Here is a 16,143-nt window from a genome sequence, read left to right on the forward strand (position 1 = left end):
GCTAGGGTTCGTCTTGTGACCGAGCCCGCGAGCAACCCGTCCACCCCGAGCCAGGCGGCCCCCGACGCCGGCGTCGTCCCCGCCCTTGACCTGCACGGCGATCTCGTCACGCTGACGCGGGCGCTGTGCGATGCCGCCTCGCCGAGCGGGCAGGAGCGACCGCTCGCCGACGCCATCCAGGCGGCGCTGTCGACGGTCCCGCACCTGGAGGTGCTGCGCGACGGCGACGCGGTGGTCGCCCGCACCCGGCTCGGCCGGCCCGCCCGCGTCGTCGTGGCAGGCCACATCGACACCGTGCCCGTGGCGGACAACCTGCCGACCCGCCTCATCGGGGAGGGCCTGCACGCGGAGATCTGGGGGCGCGGCACCGTCGACATGAAGGGCGGCGTGGCCGTCCAGCTCGCCCTCGCGGCGCGCCTGGCGGCCCCCGCCCGGGACGTGACGTGGGTCTTCTACGACCACGAGGAGGTCGCGGCGGACCTCAGCGGCCTGGGGCGTGTGGCGCGGGAGCACCCGGAGTGGCTGGCCGGGGACTTCGCGGTGCTCTGCGAGCCGACCTCGGGCGGGATCGAGGGCGGCTGCAACGGCACGCTGCGGGCCGAGGTCCGCGTCCCCGGCGTCGCGGCCCACTCGGCGCGGGCGTGGATCGGCGTCAACGCGATCCACGCCACGGGCGAGGTGCTCCGGCGCCTGGAGGCCTACGAGCCCGCCTCTGTCGAGGTGGATGGCCTGGTCTACCGCGAGGGGTTGAACGCGGTGGGCATCCGCGGCGGCGTCGCGACGAACGTCATCCCCGACGCGTGCACGGTCACCGTCAACTACCGCTTCGCCCCGTCCCGGTCGGTCGCCGAGGCAGAGGCGCACGTCCGCGAGGTCTTCACCGGCTACGACGTGACCGTGACCGACGCGGCGGCCGGGGCCCGGCCCGGGCTCGACGACGCGACCGCCGCCGACTTCGTCGCGGCGGTGCTGGCGACGACCGGCGGCGTGCCCGCGCCGAAGTACGGATGGACCGATGTCGCCCGCTTCGCCGAGCTCGGGATGCCAGCCGTCAACTTCGGCCCGGGGGACCCGCTGCTCGCGCACAAGGACGACGAGCGGTGCCCCGCATGGCAGCTCCAGGCCTGCTACGACGCTTTGGGCGCCTGGCTGGGCTGACCCGGGCGGGCCGCCGCGCTGTCGCCGGAGTCCTCCGCAGGCTCCCGCCCGACCTCCTAGAGTCGAGGCCATGAGAAGTCACGACCGAGGGGCCAACGGCTCCGTCTACCGCAAGGGCCCGCTCCAGCTGCGACGCGACCAGATCCCCGCCACGACGTCCGACGAGCGCCTGCTCTCCGGCGCGGACGGCGCCGGCTGGCTGCACAGCGACCCCTGGCGGGTGATGCGGATCCAGAGCGAGTTCGTCGAGGGCTTCGGCGCCCTGGCCGAGGTGGGACCGGCCGTCAGCGTCTTCGGCTCCGCGCGGACGCCCGCCGGTTCGCCCGACTACCTGATCGGCGAGGCCGTCGGTCGTGGGCTCGCCGAGGCCGGCTACGGGGTCATCACCGGCGGTGGGCCCGGCATCATGGAGGCGGCGAACAAGGGCGCCAGCGAGGCGGGGGGCCTGTCGGTGGGGCTCGGCATCGAGCTCCCGTTCGAGCAGGGCATGAACCAGTGGGTCGACCTGGGGGTCAACTTCCGCTACTTCTTCGCCCGTAAGACGATGTTCGTGAAGTACGCCGAGGGGTTCGTGGTGCTCCCGGGCGGGTTCGGCACCTTCGACGAGCTGTTCGAGGCGCTCACACTGGTGCAGACGCACAAGGTCACCGAGTTCCCCATCGTCCTGGTGGGGGTCGACTACTGGTCCGGCCTGCTGGAGTGGTTGCGCGGGCCGGTGCTGGGACGCGGCATGATCGCGGCCGCCGATCTCGACCTGATCCACCTGGTGGACGGCGCCGACGAGGCCGTGCGGATTGTCTGCGAGCGCGGCGCCGAGCTGCGCGCCGCCGAGCAGGCAGCCGTGGAGGAGGCGACCCGCGCCGAGCGGGAGGCTTCCGAGAGCGCCGTGTCGTGACCCGAGCGGGCGTGCCGGTCGCCGGTGCGGACCTCCGGCTCCGCGGTCGCACCTTCGGGCCTGAGCGCCCGCTCGTGATGGCGGTGGTCAACCGCACGCCCGACTCGTTCTATCCCGCGGCCAGGTTCGACGACTCGGGGGCGGACGCGGCGGTGGCCAGGGCGGCCGAGGAGGGCGCGGACCTGGTCGACCTCGGCGGGGTGCGCGCCGGCCGCGGTCCGCGGGTGGACGTCGCGGAGGAGATCGCCCGCGTGATCCCCCTGGTCGAGCGGGTGCGCGCCCGCCACCCGGACCTGTTGGTCAGCGTCGACACCTGGCGCGCCGAGGTGGCGAGGGCGGCGGCCCGCGCGGGCGCGGACCTGATCAATGACACGTGGGCCGGGCACGACCCAGCCCTCGTGGAGGTCGCGGCCGAGCACGGCGTGGGAGTGGTGTGCTCGCACACCGGGGGAGCGGCGCCCCGTACTGACCCGCTGCGCGTGGCCTACGGCGCCGCCGGGGACCACGCCCCCGGCGCCGATCCGCTGGACGGCGTCGTCGACGACGTCGTCGCGACGCTGCGGGCGGCGGCGGCCCGGGCCGTCAGCCTGGGGGTCGACCCCGCCTCGGTGCTCGTCGACCCGACGCACGACTTCGGCAAGAACACGTGGCACTCGTTGCACCTCGTCCGGCGCACCGAGGCCGTCGTCGCCCTCGGGCACCCCACGCTGATGGCGTTCTCCCGCAAGGACTTCGTGGGGGAGTCGCTCGGCCTGCCGGTGGAGGAGCGGCTCGAGGGGACCCTGGCGGCGACCTCGGTGGCCGCCTGGCTGGGCGCCCGCGTGTTCCGCGCGCACGACGTGCTGGCCACGAGACGCGTGCTCGACATGGTCGCTACGATCCGAGGCGACCTCGCGCCGGCTCGTGCTGTCCGAGGCCTCGCGTGAACGGGCAGGGGATCGCGTGAGCGGACCAGGGCGGGCATGAGCGGAGCAGCTGGATGAGCACGGACCTCACGGCACAGCGTCCCGACAGCCTTGCTGGCGGGCCGGACGACGCGGGGGCTGCCCGTCGGCCGACCGCGGACCCGCGCCGCTGGCCCGGCTGGGCGCAGGCGCTGGGCGTGTACCTGGCCGCGCGGGCCTTCTCCACCGTGGTGCTGCTGATCGTCGCCCGCACCCAGGAGGCCAACTACTGGACCCCGGCGAGTCCGTCCTACCTGCAGTTCACCGGCCTGATGTGGGACGCCGGCTGGTACCAGCAGATCGCCGAGACCGGGTACCCCGCCGAGCTGCCGCGAGGCGAGGACGGGCTCGTCCAGCAGAACCCGTGGGCGTTCTTCCCCTTGTTCCCGTACCTGGTGCGGGCCCTGATGCGCCTGACCGGCGGCGACTGGCCGACGATCGCCCCGCTGCTCGCCCTCGCGCTCGGCGCCGGGGCGGCGGTCGTGATCCGCCGGCTCGTGGAGCGCGGGGCGCCGCGCGCTGTGGCAGCGCGCCCGGGTCTCCCGCTGGCCACTGTCACGCTCGTCTCGGTGTTCCCGACGGCTGTGGTCATGCAGCTGGCGTACACGGAGTCGCTCGCGGTGCTCCTCGTCGCGACCTCGTTGCTGCTCGTCGTGGAGCGGCGCTACGCCTGGGCGGCGCTCGCGGTCCTCGCGCTGGGCTTCACCCGCGCCGTGGCGCTGCCCATGGCCGCGGTCGTCGTCGTGCACGCGCTGGTGCGCTGGCGCCAGAGCCGTCGCGGCGAGGACCGGCTCACGGCCCGGGATCTGGTGGGCCTGGGCGGCTTGGGGGTCACGGCCGCGGTCTCGGGGGTGGCGTGGCCGCTGATCTGCGGCTGGGCCACGGGAGAGCCTGACGGGTACCTGTTGACCCAGGGGTCGTGGCGTGGCGTCCGGGAGATCGTGCCGTTCGAGCCTTGGGGCTACGTGTCGCGGTTCTGGTTCGGGGAGGCGGCGCCCTGGGTGCTGCTCGGGGGCTTCGGCCTGCTCGCCGCCTGCCTGCTGGTCCCCGCCGCGTGGCGCCTGGGCAACGAGCTGCACGTGTGGTCAGCGGCGTACCCGCTCTACCTCGCGGCCGCGATCGAGCCTGGCTCGAGCCTCGCCCGGTTCCTGCTGCTGGCCTTCCCGCTGGGCGCGGTGACCGCCGGCGTGGTGCGCCGTCCGGCCCTCGCACGGCGGGCCTGGCTCGTCGCGGTGGTGGTCCTGATGCTCGTCCTGCAGGTGGTCTGGGTGGCCCAGATGTGGCGGCTGACGCCACCCTCAGGATGGCCGCCGTGACCGATTCGGCACACCCGGCGCGCTGACCTGCCCGACTGTGGGGCGTGGTGACCTAGAATGATCCCGGACATCCGGCCCCGCAGCTCGCAGCGGCGCGTGCTTCGGCACGCGCGCGACGACGTTCGGTCGGTCAGGAACGACGCGAAGGAGAGCCCCGCATGGCCGCGATGAAGCCGAGGACAGGTGACGGCCCGCTCGAGGTGACCAAGGAGGGTCGTGGCATCGTGATGCGAGTTCCTCTCGAGGGCGGCGGCCGGCTGGTCGTCGAGCTGAACGCGACCGAGGCCCAGGAGCTGGGTGAGGCGCTGACCTCGGTCGTCAGCTGACGTTGGCCCGTCGAGAGTCCCGGGCCGTCGAGACGGCGCCCGGGCGCACACCACCTGCTGTCGTGCTCGCCACCGGAACGGTGGCGAGCACGGAGCTGTTGGCCGACCCCAGAGTCGACGCGATCGCCCTCCCGGTCGCCCCGTCCGCGCCCGACGAGACCGACCTCCAGCCCCGTGCGGGCACCGCCGACGCGGCCGCCCGCTACGGGCTCGACCTGGCCGAGGCCGCCGAGCGAGGCCGCCTGACCGGAGCCGCGGGCGAGGCCTACACCCTCCAGCTGCCGCGCCCCATCGGCCGTGGGGCAGACCTGCCATGGGCAGGGCTGCCCAGCCGCGTCGTCCTCGTGGGCGTCGGATCAGGCACGCCCGACGAGCTGCGCCGGGCCGGCGCGGCCCTCGCCCGCGCCACCCGCGGGCTCGACCGCGTGGTCACCTCGATCGGCTCCGAGGGCGGCCCCGGCGCACCCCGTGCCGTGCGGGCCCTCGTCGAGGGATATCTGCTCGCCGCCTACGCCACGCCGACCTCCGCGACGGTGGCGCCGGCGACGGCGGCACGCCAGCGGCCCGCGCAGGAGCTCGTCCTGCTCGGTCGCCATGGAGCGCGCGTCGCGACGGCGCTCGAGGAGGCCGTCCGGGACGCCACCGCGACGTGGCTCGTGCGGGACCTGGCGAACACGCCGTCCAGCACCAAGAACCCCGCCTGGCTCGCCGACCAGGCGGCCCGCCTGGCCAAGCAGGCCGGGCTCGCCGTCCAGGTCCGCGGGCCGCGGGAGCTCGCGGCCGAGGGCTTCGGGGGGATCCTCGCAGTCGGGTCCGGGTCGGCCTCCACGCCGCGGCTGGTCACGGTCGACTACACGCCCTCCGGTGACGCGCCCGCGCGAGGCCGCCGTCATGTGGTCGTGGTCGGCAAGGGCATCACGTACGACACGGGGGGCCTGTCCATCAAGCCTCGCGAGGCGATGGTCCCGATGAAGACCGACATGGCTGGGGCGGCTGTCGCCCTGGCGACCGTGCTGGGGGCCGCCGCCGCCGGGAGCCAGCACCGCGTGACCGCCGTGCTGCCCTTGGCCGAGAACCACTTCGGTGGCTCGTCCTACCGCCCGGGAGACGTGCTCCGCATGTACGGGGGCCGCACCGTGGAGATCGCGAACACTGACGCCGAGGGGCGCCTGGTGCTCGCCGACGCCCTCGCCTGGGCGGACGCCGAGCTGGACCCCGACGTCCTGATCGACGTCGCGACGCTGACCGGCGCCGCGAGCCTGGGCCTCGGCCGCCAGCACGCGGCGCTGTACTCGGCCGACTCGCGTGTCGTCGCCGCCCTCGAGGCCGCAGCACAGGAGTCGGGCGAGGCGGTGTGGCACATGCCCCTCGTCGAGGACTACCAGCCCGCGGTCCGCTCGAACGTCGCGGACCTGCGCCACGTGCCCATCGACGGCTCCCAGTTCGGCGGTGGGTCCATCACCGCGGCGCTGTTCCTGCGGGATTTCGTCGGGCGCCGAGTCTGGGCCCACCTCGACATCGCCGGACCGGCGCGCTCGGCGTCGGACAAGCACGAGGTCACCGAGGGCGCCACCGGGTACGGAGCCCGGCTCCTGCTGCGGTACCTGGCCGCGCTGCGCTGACCGGCCCTTCGGTCGCCCCTCGGTGTTCGGGCGCGATCGGCTGCGCCGCCCCGGTCCGCGAGCGCGGCCTCGCGGCGTCAGCGCTTGACCGCGGTGAGCAGCCCGTCTCCGCTGGGGATCATCGCGGGCAGCAGGCGCACGTCGTCCCGCACCTGGCGGCCGACCTCGCGGATGATCGTGGTCACCTCGTCTCGACGGGCAGGGTCCGCGACGCGGTCGTGCCACAGGGCGTTGTCGACGGCGAGCACCCCGCCGGGACGCAGCAGCCGCAGGGCCTGCTCGACGTATGCCGCGTAGGACTCCTTGTCCGCGTCGACGAACACCAGGTCGTAGCCGCCGTCGGTCAGCCGGGGGAGCACGTCGAGCGCCCTGCCGGAGATCGTGCGGGTACGGGTGCTGCGCAGGCCCTCCTCGCCGAAGGCCTCCTTCGCGGCCCGCTGATGCTCGACCTCGACGTCGATCGTGGTGAGGACGCCCTCGTCGGGCATGCCGCGCAGCAGGTACAGCGAGCTGACGCCCGCGCCGGTGCCGATCTCCACGACCGCACGGGCCTGCGCAGCCGCGGCGAGGAGCCGCAGCACGGCCCCGGAGCCCGGCAGCACGGGGGTGCACCCGAGCTGGGCGGCGCGCTCGCGCGCGCGCAGAACGGTGTCGTCCTCGGTGAGGTAACCCTCGGAGTACACCCAGCTCTGGGCCTTGTCAGTCGAGATGGCTGCCTCCTGAGGCGCGCGATGGTGGTGCTATACGGACGCCAGCCTAGTGCCGGGCCAGCACGGCAGCGGGATCTGGGCCTCGACATTCGGCGTTTCGGCGCGAGCCTGGGACACTGGGTCCCGCAGGCGCGCGCGTGGACGACCCATGCCGCGACGAGCAGGAGAGGACCGCGATGACGAGCCCCGTGACCGAGCAGCCGTGGCAGGCGCCGTCGTGGGAGCAGATCGTGCGGGACCACTCCGCCCGGGTGTACCGGCTCGCCTACCGCCTCACCGGCAACCAGCACGACGCGGAGGACCTCACCCAGGAGGTCTTCGTGCGGGTGTTCCGCTCGTTGTCGACGTACACCCCCGGCACGTTCGAGGGGTGGCTGCACCGGATCACGACGAACCTCTTCCTCGACCAGATGCGGCGCAAGCAGCGCATCCGGATGGACGCCATGGGGGAGGAGGCCGACCGGTACCCCGCCGTCGAGGGCCGGCACTCGCCCGAGCGGGCGTACGAGCACGAGAACCTCGACCACGACGTGCAGCGGGCGCTCGACGCGCTGCCCCCCGAGTACCGCGCGGCGGTTGTGCTGTGCGACATCGAAGGGCTGTCCTACGAGGAGATCGCCGTCACCCTGGGCATCAAGCTCGGCACGGTCCGCTCCCGGATCCATCGCGCACGGGCCAGGCTGCGGGTCGCGCTCGAGCATCGGGACCCGGCCCGGCAGGACGGCGGCGTCGACCTCGACGCGCCGGTCCTCGGCCTGGACGGGCTCGGCGAGAGGGCGGTCGCCCGATGACCGCGCACCTGGGGACCAAGATCTCGGCGCTGGTCGACGGCCAGCTCCCGCCCGGGGCCACGGAGCGGGCCCTGGCCCACGTCGCGGGCTGCCCCGAGTGCGCGGCCGAGCTCAGCGCCGCCCGCACAGCGCGCAGCGCCCTGGCGGCCGCGTGCGACGTCCCGCCCAACCCGGACCTGACCGCCCGGCTGCTCTCCCTCGCCGGCTGCCAGCCCGCCGAGCCTCCGACGCCGCGCCGCGACCCGTTCGCACAGCCCGGCTCGTCGGGCGCCGACGCGAGGGCAGCCGCGTACACCGCTCCCCATGCGATGACCGGGGACCTGACTGCGCGCCGCCGTCCGGTGCGGGTGGCGGCCGCCGCGGCCGCGTGCGTGGGGCTCGTCTGCGGAGGGCTGTTCCTGCTGGGCGACAGGCCGTCGGTGCTCCCGTCGAGCCACCCGGCGCAGGCCCTGGCGCTGCTGGGCCACGACTCGGCGGAGTCGTGGGACCAGCCGCGCGCCGCCCACCTGGGGCTCGCCGCGATGCTCCCGGGGTCGTCTGCCGGCGCGGCCCCGACGGCCTCCGAGATCGACCCCTCCGCCGGCGACCTGTGGTCCGCCCTGAGCGTCGCGGGCTGGAAGTGCCCGGTGGCGCTCCCGGAGGGATGGACGGTGACCGACGCGCACGTCAGCCCTGACGGCTCGCGGCTCGAGGTGGACCTCGCGGGTCCGGGCATGACGGCGGTCCTCACCGAGCAGCCCGGGCGGCTCGACACGCAGGCGCTCGAGGGCACGACCCAGCTCGTTCTCGGGGACCGGACGCTGTACGTGCTCTCCGAGCAGCCCTGGCACGCTGCATGGCAGGCCGACGACCTGGTCGTCGAGGTGGTGGCCACCTCCGGCACGGAGACGGTGCACTCTGTGGTGGCCGGATTCCCCGGTGGACGTTTCGACGACGGCCTGCAGGCCAGGATCATTCGAGGATGGGACACCGTGACCCAGGCGTTGCAGAAGCGATGACGAATCCCGAGCGCCCATTCCCGTCTGGCAGTCCTGGCCAGGAGCAGCCGCCCTTCGGCCCGCCGCAGGCGAACCCCTTCGCCGCGCCCACTCAGGCGCCCAACCCCTTCGCGGCGCCGTCGTACGGTCCCGCCCACGGCGGGCAGCTGTATGGAGCCCCGGTCGGGGCGCCCGCGCAGGCGCTCGGTGACCCGTGGCCGGGCGACGGTTGGGGAAGCCCGCCGCCGGTGGCCACCGCGCCCCCCGCGGGTCCCACTGCCCCCGGGCGCAAGGGCCTGCCGCTCGGCTGGGTCGTCCTCCTCGTCGTGCTCGCCCTCGTCGCGGGCTCCGTGGGCGGGGTCGTCAGCAGCCGGGTCTTGGACGACGGCCGGCTCGCCGAGGCCGGGCTGCCCGTCGCAGTGGGCGCCGGCGCGGGGGACAGGGCGCCGGACAGCGTCGCGGGCATCGCCGCGGCGGTGCTGCCCAGCGTGGTGTCCATCCAGGTGTCCGGTCCGAACGGCACGGCGACCGGGTCCGGGTTCGTGCTGCGCCAGGACGGCTACGTGCTGACCAACCACCACGTGGTGGCCGACGCGACGGCCGCCGGAGCCACGACCGTGGTGCTGTTCGGCGATGGCACCGAGGAGTCCGCCACCGTCGTGGGCCAGACCGCCGACTACGACCTCGCGGTGCTGAAGGTCGAGCGCACCGGCCTGGCGCCGTTGGCTCTCGGCGACTCGGACCTCGCGGTGGTGGGGGACCCGGTGATCGCCGTCGGCGCCCCGCTCGGGCTCGAGGGCACGGTGACCACCGGGATCGTCAGCGCGCTGAACCGCCCGGTCTCAGCCGGCGGGGCAGACTCGGACACCGCCTTCATCAACGCCATCCAGACCGACGCGGCCATCAACCCGGGCAACTCCGGCGGCCCGCTCGTGAACGCCGCGGGCGAGGTGATCGGGGTGAACTCGGCGATCGCGCAGCCGCCCGGCTCGTTCGGAGGCGCCAGCGGCAGCATCGGGCTCGGTTTCGCGATCCCCTCGAACCAGGCCCGCCGCACGGCCGAGCAGCTCATCGAGACCGGTCGCGCCACGTACCCGATCATCGGCGTGCTGCTCGACCAGCGGTACGCCGGCGAGGGGGTGCAGGTCGCGACGGAGATGCAGGGCGGCTCCGCCCCGGTGACGCCGCGCGGGCCTGCCGACGCTGCGGGCATCCGCGAGGGCGACGTCATCCTGGCCATCGACGGCCGCCCGGTCACCGACCCCGACGAGCTCATCGTGGCCATCCGCGCGAAGACTCCCGGGGACACGGTGGTGCTGCGGGTGCGCACCGGGACCGACGAGCGCGACGTGCGCGTGGTGCTCGACGAGTCCTCCGGCTCGTGAGCGACGGGTAGCCTGGCCCCGTGCTAGACATCAACGGCGGTGAGTTCATCCTCCTGCTGGTCGTTGCTGTCCTGGTGATCGGCCCCGAGCGCCTGCCCAAGTACGCGGAGCAGCTCGGCCAATGGGCCCGCCAGGCGCGCGGCTTCGTGCAGGACACCAAGTCGCGTGTCGACACGGAATTGGGCGACGACCTGAAGGACGTCGACTGGGCCGCCCTCGACCCGCGGCGCTACGACCCGCGGCGGATCGTGCGCGAGGCCCTGCTCGACGACGTCGCCCCCGCGCAGTCGACAGCGCAGCGGGCACGGGCCTCAGCCGCGCCGGTGGCCGCCGCCGGCACCTCCTGGCGGGCGTCGACCCCCGCTCCCGCCCCGCCCGTCGCCGCCGACGGCGCCCCCGCCCCGTATGACGACGAGGCCACCTGACCGGGAGCCACGCACGCACCCCGCCCCCCGCACGTCCTGAAAGAGAGACTCGTCGAATGGCACCCGCGCCTCAGCGTCCGCGCATCTTCTCCGGGATGCAGCCCACCTCGGACTCGCTCCACCTCGGCAACTACCTGGGCGCGCTCACGCAGTGGGTGGCCCTCCAGGAGTCCTACGACGCGCTGTACTGCGTGGTCGACCTGCACGCGCTGACCGTTGGCCCCGACCCGGCGGTGCTGCGCGAGCGGACCCGTCGCACAGCCGCCCAGTACCTCGCCGCGGGCGTCGACCCGGCGCGATCGATCCTGTTCGTGCAGTCGCACGTGGCGGCGCACTCCGAGCTCGCGTGGCTGCTGTCCTGCCAGACGGGGTTCGGCGAGGCGAGCCGCATGACGCAGTTCAAGGACAAGTCCACGCGGTACGGCCAGGAGGGCACGACCGTCGGGCTGTTCACGTACCCCGTCCTCATGGCCGCGGACATCCTGCTGTACGACACCGCGCTCGTCCCGGTGGGCGAGGACCAGCGCCAGCACCTGGAGCTCACCCGCGACCTGGCCCAGCGTCTCAACGCCCGGTTCGGGGCGGGGACCGCTGTGGTTCCGGAGGCGCACATCGTCAAGGCGACCGCCAAGATCTACGACCTGCAAGAGCCCACCGCGAAGATGAGCAAGTCGGCCGCCAGCCCGAACGGCATCATCGAGCTGCTCGACGACCCGAAGGTGGTGGCGAAGCGCATCCGCTCGGCCGTCACCGACGCCGAGCGCGAGATCCGGTACGACCCCGAGGCCAAGCCGGGCATCGCGAACCTGCTGACCATCTACTCCGCGCTGACCGGCCGCGACGTGCTCGCCATCGAGGCGGAGTACCAGGGCAAGGGCTATGGCGACCTCAAGAAGGACCTGGCGGACGTCGTGGTGGACTTCCTCACGCCGTTCCAGGAGCGGGTGCACGGCTACCTCGCCGACCCGGCGTCGCTGGACGACGTCCTGGCCGACGGGGCCGAACGGGCGCAGGAGCTAGCGTCGGGCATGCTCGACCGGGTCTACGACCGGATGGGCCTGCTGCCGCGGCGAGGCCGGGCATGAGGTTGCCGGCCCGGCAGGGCGACCAGCTGCGGATCGGGGTGGCCATCACCATCCCCGAGCCGTACGGGCCGCTGCTGCAGGCCGCCCGCGGGCGCTTCGGCGATCCCGCGGCGCCGTTCATCCCGCCGCACATCACGCTGCTCGGGCCCACGGTGCTCGAGCCCTCCGACCTCGAGGAGGTCGAGCGGCACCTCACGGCGGCGGCCTCCCGCCACCGGCCGTTCGTGGTGCACCTGCGGGGGACGGGCACGTTCCGCCCGGTGTCGCCCGTGGTGTTCGTTCAGGTGGTGGACGGCATCGCCAGCTGCGAGGCGCTCGAGCGGGAGGTCCGCACCGGCCCCCTGGAGCAGAGCCTCAACTTCTACTACCACCCGCATGTCACGGTGGCCCACGAGGTGCCGGAGCCCGATCTCGACCGCGCGTTCGAGGAGCTGGTCGACTTCGAGGCGACGTTCGTGGTGAGCGCGTTCCATTCCTACGAGCACTGCGACGACGAGGTCTGGCGCCCGGTGCGCGAGTACCCGCTGACGGGGGCGGTGTCGTCGGGATCCGGGGCCCCGGCACGCCGGGCGGGCAGCACGGCCACGTCGCCGCCCTGCCCCCGGACCCCGACGGGCGACGCAGCCCAGGATGCCTCGCGGGCGCTCGACTCCTAGGGTCGGGGGATGATCGCGCAGCCCGATCCTGGCGCGCCGGTCGGCGCAGGGCGGGCGCACGCCAAGGCGGCGGCCACGGAGGGCTCCGTCGAGGCCCGGCAGGGCGGGCTGCGGGCCAGGGTCGCCGCGGTGGTCGCCTGGGCCAAGCGCGTCGTCGAGTGGTGGAACCAGAGCCGCGCGGGACGGGCCAACGCGCGGTTCGGCGCCGCCGGTGGGGGAGTGCTGACCGGGGGCATCGCCTACGCGACCCTGTTCTCCGTCTTCGCGGGCCTGACGATCGGCTACACGGCGTTCATGGCGGTGCTGGGCCGCGACCAGGCCCTTCGGGAGGACGTGCTGGCCACTGTGGCGGCCAACCTCCCCGGCCTGATCGACACCGGCTCGGAGAACGGCGTGCTGGACCCGGACTCGCTGCGGCTGACCGTGGGGCTGAACGTCACGAGCATCGTGGCAGGCGTCGTCCTGCTGGTCAGCGCGACGTCGGCGTTGTCTTCCCTGCGCACCGCGGTCCGCGCCATGTTCGACGCCGGCAAGTTGCCCGAGAACGCGGCGCTCAGCAAGCTGCGGGACCTGGCCGGCTTCGTGGGGCTCGCGCTGGCGGTGCTGGTGGCGGCGGTGCTGAGCCTGGCGGCGTCCTCCCTCGCGGACAGCGCGCTCCACGCGCTGGGCGTCGCCGAGGGCACGGGGACGCTCGTGCGCGCGCTGGTGGTCGTCGTGGGGTTCGTCGTGGACGTGGGCACGTTCATGCTCATCGTGCGGGTTCTCGCCGGGCAGCGGCCGCCGTTCCGCGACCTGCTCGGGGGCGCCGTGATCGCCGCGGTGGGACTGGGCGCCATGCGGATCGCGGGCACCTCGCTCGTGGCGAGCGGGGCCGAGCGGAACGCGCTCCTGGCGTCCTTCGCCGCGATCGTCACGTTGCTGGTGTGGATCAACCTCATGTCCCGCATCGTGCTGCTCGCGGCGGCGTGGACGGCCAACCCGCCACGCGTGACGGCCGCCGAGCCGGGCGACGGGCTGGCGCCGGGGGCGTAGGCCCTGAGGCGTGCGCGCGCGGGCGAAGGGCCTATGCACGGCGAGAGCGCCGCCCCCTTGTGGGGACGGCGCTCTCGGGGCGCCCGGGGGCGGGCGTCAGAAGGCGCGGGTGATCATCGCCCGCTTGACCTCCTGGATCGCCTTGGTGACCTCGATGCCGCGAGGGCACGCCTCGGTGCAGTTGAAGGCGGTGCGGCAGCGCCACACGCCCTCCTTGTCGTTGAGGATCTCGAGCCGCTGGGCCCCGCCCTCGTCGCGGCTGTCGAAGATGAACCGGTGCGCGTTGACGATCGCGGCCGGCCCGAAGTACTGCCCGTCGGTCCAGAACACCGGGCAGGCCGACGTGCACGCCGCGCACAGGATGCACTTGGTGGTGTCGTCGAAGCGCTCGCGCTGCGCGGCGGACTGCAGGCGCTCCTTGGTCGGCGCGTTCCCCTCGGTGATCAGGAACGGCATGATCTCGCGGTAGGAGGCGAAGAACGGCTCCATGTCCACGACCAGGTCCTTGATCACCGGAAGGCCCTTGATGGGCTCGACCAGGATCGGCTTGCCCGGGTTGAGGTCCTTGAGCAGGGCCTTGCAGGCGAGGCGGTTGCGGCCGTTGATCCGCATGGCGTCCGAGCCGCACACCCCGTGGGCGCACGAGCGACGGAAGGTGAGCGACCCGTCGTGCTCCCACTTGATCTTGTGCAGGGCGTCCAGGAGCCGGTCCGTGCCGTGCGCGGTGACCGTGAACTCCTCCCAGTACGCCTCGTCCCCGTGGGAGTCGGGCAGGTACCGGCGGATGCGCAGCGTCACGTCGAAGCTGGGCACCACGCCGATCTCGGAGGTCTCGGACTCCGTGGTGGCGTCGAGGGTGGCAGTCATCAGTACTTACGCTCCATCGGCTGGTACCGGGTCATGACGACGGGCTTGTACCCGAGGCTGACGTCGAACGTGCCGGGCGCGGCCGATCCGGGCCCGCTGAGGACGCCGACGAGCTCGCCCTCCTGATCGGGCGCCACCACCGCGCTGCCCGTGGCCTCCGGGGCCGCGATGGCCACGGCGACGGGCTCCGACGGGGCCAGCACCCCGGGGCGCCGCCGGTAGGCCATCGTGTGCTGCATGTAGCCCTGGTCGTCGCGCTTGGGGTAGTCCTCCCGGAAGTGGCCGCCGCGGGACTCGTTGCGGTTCAAGGCCCCGACGACCACGACCTCGGCGATGTCGAGCAGGAAGCCCAGCTCGAGCGCCTCGAGGAGGTCGGTGTTGAAGGTGCTGCTCTTGTCCTGGACCGACACGTTCCGGTAGCGCTTCTGCAGGTCGCGGACGTCCGCGAGGGCCTGGAGCAGCGACTCCTCGGTGCGGAACACCTGGGCGTTGGCGTCCATGGTCTGCTGCAGGTCGCGGCGCACGTCCGCGACCCGCTCGCCGGACGGCCGCTCGCGCATCTCGAGCAGCTCGGCCACGACGCCGCCCTCGGGGTCGACGGGGACGTCGACCCAGTCCGCGTTGACGGCGTACTCGGCCGCGGCGATGCCCGCCCGCTTGCCGAACACGTTGATGTCCAGCAGCGAGTTGGTGCCGAGCCGGTTGGAGCCGTGCACCGACACGCAGGCGACCTCGCCGGCCGCGTACAGGCCCTTGACGGTGTCGGTGTTGTTGCGCAGCACCTCGGCCGTGATGTTGGTCGGCACTCCACCCATCGCGTAGTGCGCGGTGGGGTAGACGGGGATCGGCTCGGTGTACGGCTCGATGCCCAGGTAGGTGCGCGCGAACTCGGTGATGTCCGGCAGCTTGGCGTCGATGTGCGCCGGCTCCAGGTGCGTCAGGTCGAGGAGCACATAGTCCTTGTTCGGGCCGGCGCCGCGGCCCTCCCGCACCTCGAGGGCCATGGACCGGGCGACGATGTCGCGCGGCGCGAGGTCCTTGATGGTGGGGGCGTAGCGCTCCATGAACCGCTCGCCGTCCGCGTTGCGCAGGATGCCGCCCTCGCCGCGAGCGGCCTCGGAGAGCAGGATGCCCAGGCCCGCGAGGCCGGTCGGGTGGAACTGGAAGAACTCCATGTCCTCGAGCGGCAGGCCGCGGCGGTAGGCGAGGGCCATGCCGTCACCGGTGAGGGTGTGCGCGTTGGAGGTCGTCTTGTAGATCTTGCCCGCGCCACCCGTGGCGAGGACCACGGACTTCGCGCGGAACAGGTGGATCTCGCCGGTGGCGAGCTCGTAGGCGACCACGCCGCTGACCCTGACGTCCTCGCCGCTGGGGACGTCGCCGTCCACCAGGTCGTGCGAGAGCAGCAGGTCGAGAACGTAGAACTCGTTGAAGAACTCCACGTCCTGCTTGACGCACTGCTGGTACAGGGTCTGCAGGATCATGTGGCCGGTGCGGTCCGCCGCGTAGCAGGACCGGCGGACGGCGCTCTCACCGTGGTTGCGGGTGTGCCCCCCGAACCGGCGCTGGTCGATCTTGCCCTCGGGGGTGCGGTTGAACGGCAGCCCCATCTTCTCGAGGTCGAGCACCGCGTCGATGGCCTCCTTGGCCATGACCTCGGCGGCGTCCTGGTCGACGAGGTAGTCGCCGCCCTTGACCGTGTCGAAGGTGTGCCACTCCCAGTTGTCCTCCTCGACGTTCGCGAGGGCGGCGCACATGCCGCCCTGCGCGGCGCCCGTGTGGGAGCGCGTCGGGTACAGCTTGGAGATGACGGCCGTGCGGGTGCGGCCGGAGGACTCGAGGGCGGCGCGCATCCCGGCGCCACCTGCGCCCACGATCACGACGTCGTACTGATGGGTCTGCATCGGGCTCGATGCCTCCTGAGGCGGATTTGCGCGAGACGCGCTGGCCGCGC

Annotated in this window: 16 protein-coding genes; 13 read left to right on the top strand and 3 right to left on the bottom strand. The window is 73.6% G+C overall.

All coding sequences use genetic code 11. From position 1 onward, the window contains the following. Nucleotides 1–15: 15 nt before the first annotated feature. The 6 genes from dapE (at nucleotide 16) to NP064_RS04475 (ending at nucleotide 6,261) form a co-directional block, all read left to right on the top strand. Entirely contained in the window at nucleotides 16–1,158 is a 1,143-nt protein-coding gene (gene dapE, locus NP064_RS04450) for a succinyl-diaminopimelate desuccinylase (protein WP_372456329.1), read from the top strand. Between the two features lie 70 nt (nucleotides 1,159–1,228). Further along, the gene (locus NP064_RS04455; RefSeq protein ID WP_227567717.1) at nucleotides 1,229–2,053 is read left to right on the top strand and encodes an LOG family protein; all 825 of its coding nucleotides are present in this window, start codon (nucleotides 1,229–1,231) and stop codon (nucleotides 2,051–2,053) included. Next, on the top strand, nucleotides 2,050–2,979 hold the full coding sequence (gene folP / locus NP064_RS04460; protein ID WP_227567716.1) for a dihydropteroate synthase: 930 nt from the start codon (nucleotides 2,050–2,052) through the stop codon (nucleotides 2,977–2,979). The genes NP064_RS04455 and folP overlap by 4 nt, the downstream gene beginning before the upstream one ends. Nucleotides 2,980–3,032: 53 nt before the next feature. Further along, nucleotides 3,033–4,313 (top strand): hypothetical protein, encoded by a 1,281-nt coding sequence (locus NP064_RS04465; protein WP_227567715.1) that lies wholly within the window; start codon nucleotides 3,033–3,035, stop codon nucleotides 4,311–4,313. Between the two features lie 158 nt (nucleotides 4,314–4,471). Then, nucleotides 4,472–4,639 carry a DUF3117 domain-containing protein gene (locus tag NP064_RS04470; protein ID WP_082812748.1) on the top strand — a complete coding sequence of 56 codons (168 nt, stop codon included), beginning with the start codon at nucleotides 4,472–4,474 and terminating at the stop codon, nucleotides 4,637–4,639. 62 nt (nucleotides 4,640–4,701) lie between these two features. Then, entirely contained in the window at nucleotides 4,702–6,261 is a 1,560-nt protein-coding gene (locus NP064_RS04475) for a leucyl aminopeptidase family protein (RefSeq protein ID WP_256813786.1), read from the top strand. A 77-nt stretch (nucleotides 6,262–6,338) separates the two neighbouring features. Here the strand turns inward: NP064_RS04475 and NP064_RS04480 are convergent, their stop codons facing one another. Next, nucleotides 6,339–6,971 (bottom strand): O-methyltransferase, encoded by a 633-nt coding sequence (locus tag NP064_RS04480; RefSeq protein WP_227570869.1) that lies wholly within the window; start codon nucleotides 6,969–6,971, stop codon nucleotides 6,339–6,341. Nucleotides 6,972–7,147: 176 nt separating this feature from the next. Between NP064_RS04480 and sigE the strand changes: the two genes are divergently transcribed. The 7 genes from sigE to NP064_RS04515 are packed head-to-tail and all read left to right on the top strand — an operon-like array spanning nucleotide 7,148 to nucleotide 13,322. Then, nucleotides 7,148–7,762: an RNA polymerase sigma factor SigE gene (gene sigE, locus NP064_RS04485; RefSeq protein WP_372456423.1), complete on the top strand. Its 615-nt coding sequence runs from the start codon at nucleotides 7,148–7,150 to the stop codon at nucleotides 7,760–7,762. Further along, nucleotides 7,759–8,760, top strand: coding sequence for an anti-sigma factor family protein (locus tag NP064_RS04490; RefSeq protein WP_227570859.1), 1,002 nt, complete (start codon nucleotides 7,759–7,761; stop codon nucleotides 8,758–8,760). Before sigE ends, NP064_RS04490 begins: the two co-directional genes overlap by 4 nt. Beyond that, nucleotides 8,757–10,124 carry a S1C family serine protease gene (locus NP064_RS04495; protein WP_227570858.1) on the top strand — a complete coding sequence of 456 codons (1,368 nt, stop codon included), beginning with the start codon at nucleotides 8,757–8,759 and terminating at the stop codon, nucleotides 10,122–10,124. The genes NP064_RS04490 and NP064_RS04495 overlap by 4 nt, the downstream gene beginning before the upstream one ends. Nucleotides 10,125–10,144: 20 nt before the next feature. After that, nucleotides 10,145–10,549 (top strand): twin-arginine translocase TatA/TatE family subunit, encoded by a 405-nt coding sequence (locus NP064_RS04500; protein ID WP_227570857.1) that lies wholly within the window; start codon nucleotides 10,145–10,147, stop codon nucleotides 10,547–10,549. A 56-nt stretch (nucleotides 10,550–10,605) separates the two neighbouring features. After that, entirely contained in the window at nucleotides 10,606–11,634 is a 1,029-nt protein-coding gene (gene trpS, locus NP064_RS04505) for a tryptophan--tRNA ligase (RefSeq protein WP_227570856.1), read from the top strand. Then, the gene (locus tag NP064_RS04510) at nucleotides 11,631–12,290 is read left to right on the top strand and encodes a 2'-5' RNA ligase family protein (RefSeq protein ID WP_227570855.1); all 660 of its coding nucleotides are present in this window, start codon (nucleotides 11,631–11,633) and stop codon (nucleotides 12,288–12,290) included. The genes trpS and NP064_RS04510 overlap by 4 nt, the downstream gene beginning before the upstream one ends. A 9-nt stretch (nucleotides 12,291–12,299) precedes the next feature. Then, nucleotides 12,300–13,322, top strand: coding sequence for a YihY/virulence factor BrkB family protein (locus tag NP064_RS04515; RefSeq protein ID WP_227570854.1), 1,023 nt, complete (start codon nucleotides 12,300–12,302; stop codon nucleotides 13,320–13,322). A gap of 96 nt (nucleotides 13,323–13,418) precedes the next feature. Here NP064_RS04515 and NP064_RS04520 read toward each other — a convergent pair whose 3' ends face one another. Next, nucleotides 13,419–14,189, bottom strand: a complete 771-nt coding sequence (locus tag NP064_RS04520) for a succinate dehydrogenase iron-sulfur subunit (RefSeq protein ID WP_227570853.1) — start codon at nucleotides 14,187–14,189, stop codon at nucleotides 13,419–13,421. Next, entirely contained in the window at nucleotides 14,189–16,093 is a 1,905-nt protein-coding gene (gene sdhA, locus NP064_RS04525; protein ID WP_227570852.1) for a succinate dehydrogenase flavoprotein subunit, read from the bottom strand. The genes NP064_RS04520 and sdhA overlap by 1 nt, the downstream gene beginning before the upstream one ends. Between the last annotated feature and the right edge of the window lie 50 nt (nucleotides 16,094–16,143).

The organism is Cellulomonas chengniuliangii (genome assembly GCF_024508335.1).
GTDB lineage: Bacteria > Actinomycetota > Actinomycetes > Actinomycetales > Cellulomonadaceae > Cellulomonas_A > Cellulomonas_A chengniuliangii.

Excerpts from the sequence above, each read along its gene's own strand:
- NP064_RS04455 (WP_227567717.1), top strand. The coding sequence starts at position 1,229 with ATGAGAAGTCACGACCGAGGGGCCAACGGCTCCGTCTACCGCAAGGGC.
- NP064_RS04465 (WP_227567715.1), top strand. The coding sequence starts at position 3,033 with ATGAGCACGGACCTCACGGCACAGCGTCCCGACAGCCTTGCTGGCGGG.
- NP064_RS04470 (WP_082812748.1), top strand. The coding sequence starts at position 4,472 with ATGGCCGCGATGAAGCCGAGGACAGGTGACGGCCCGCTCGAGGTGACC.
- sigE (WP_372456423.1), top strand. The coding sequence starts at position 7,148 with ATGACGAGCCCCGTGACCGAGCAGCCGTGGCAGGCGCCGTCGTGGGAG.
- NP064_RS04490 (WP_227570859.1), top strand. The coding sequence starts at position 7,759 with ATGACCGCGCACCTGGGGACCAAGATCTCGGCGCTGGTCGACGGCCAG.
- NP064_RS04495 (WP_227570858.1), top strand. The coding sequence starts at position 8,757 with ATGACGAATCCCGAGCGCCCATTCCCGTCTGGCAGTCCTGGCCAGGAG.
- trpS (WP_227570856.1), top strand. The coding sequence starts at position 10,606 with ATGGCACCCGCGCCTCAGCGTCCGCGCATCTTCTCCGGGATGCAGCCC.
- NP064_RS04510 (WP_227570855.1), top strand. The coding sequence starts at position 11,631 with ATGAGGTTGCCGGCCCGGCAGGGCGACCAGCTGCGGATCGGGGTGGCC.
- NP064_RS04515 (WP_227570854.1), top strand. The coding sequence starts at position 12,300 with ATGATCGCGCAGCCCGATCCTGGCGCGCCGGTCGGCGCAGGGCGGGCG.
- NP064_RS04520 (WP_227570853.1), bottom strand. The coding sequence starts at position 14,189 with ATGACTGCCACCCTCGACGCCACCACGGAGTCCGAGACCTCCGAGATC.
- sdhA (WP_227570852.1), bottom strand. The coding sequence starts at position 16,093 with ATGCAGACCCATCAGTACGACGTCGTGATCGTGGGCGCAGGTGGCGCC.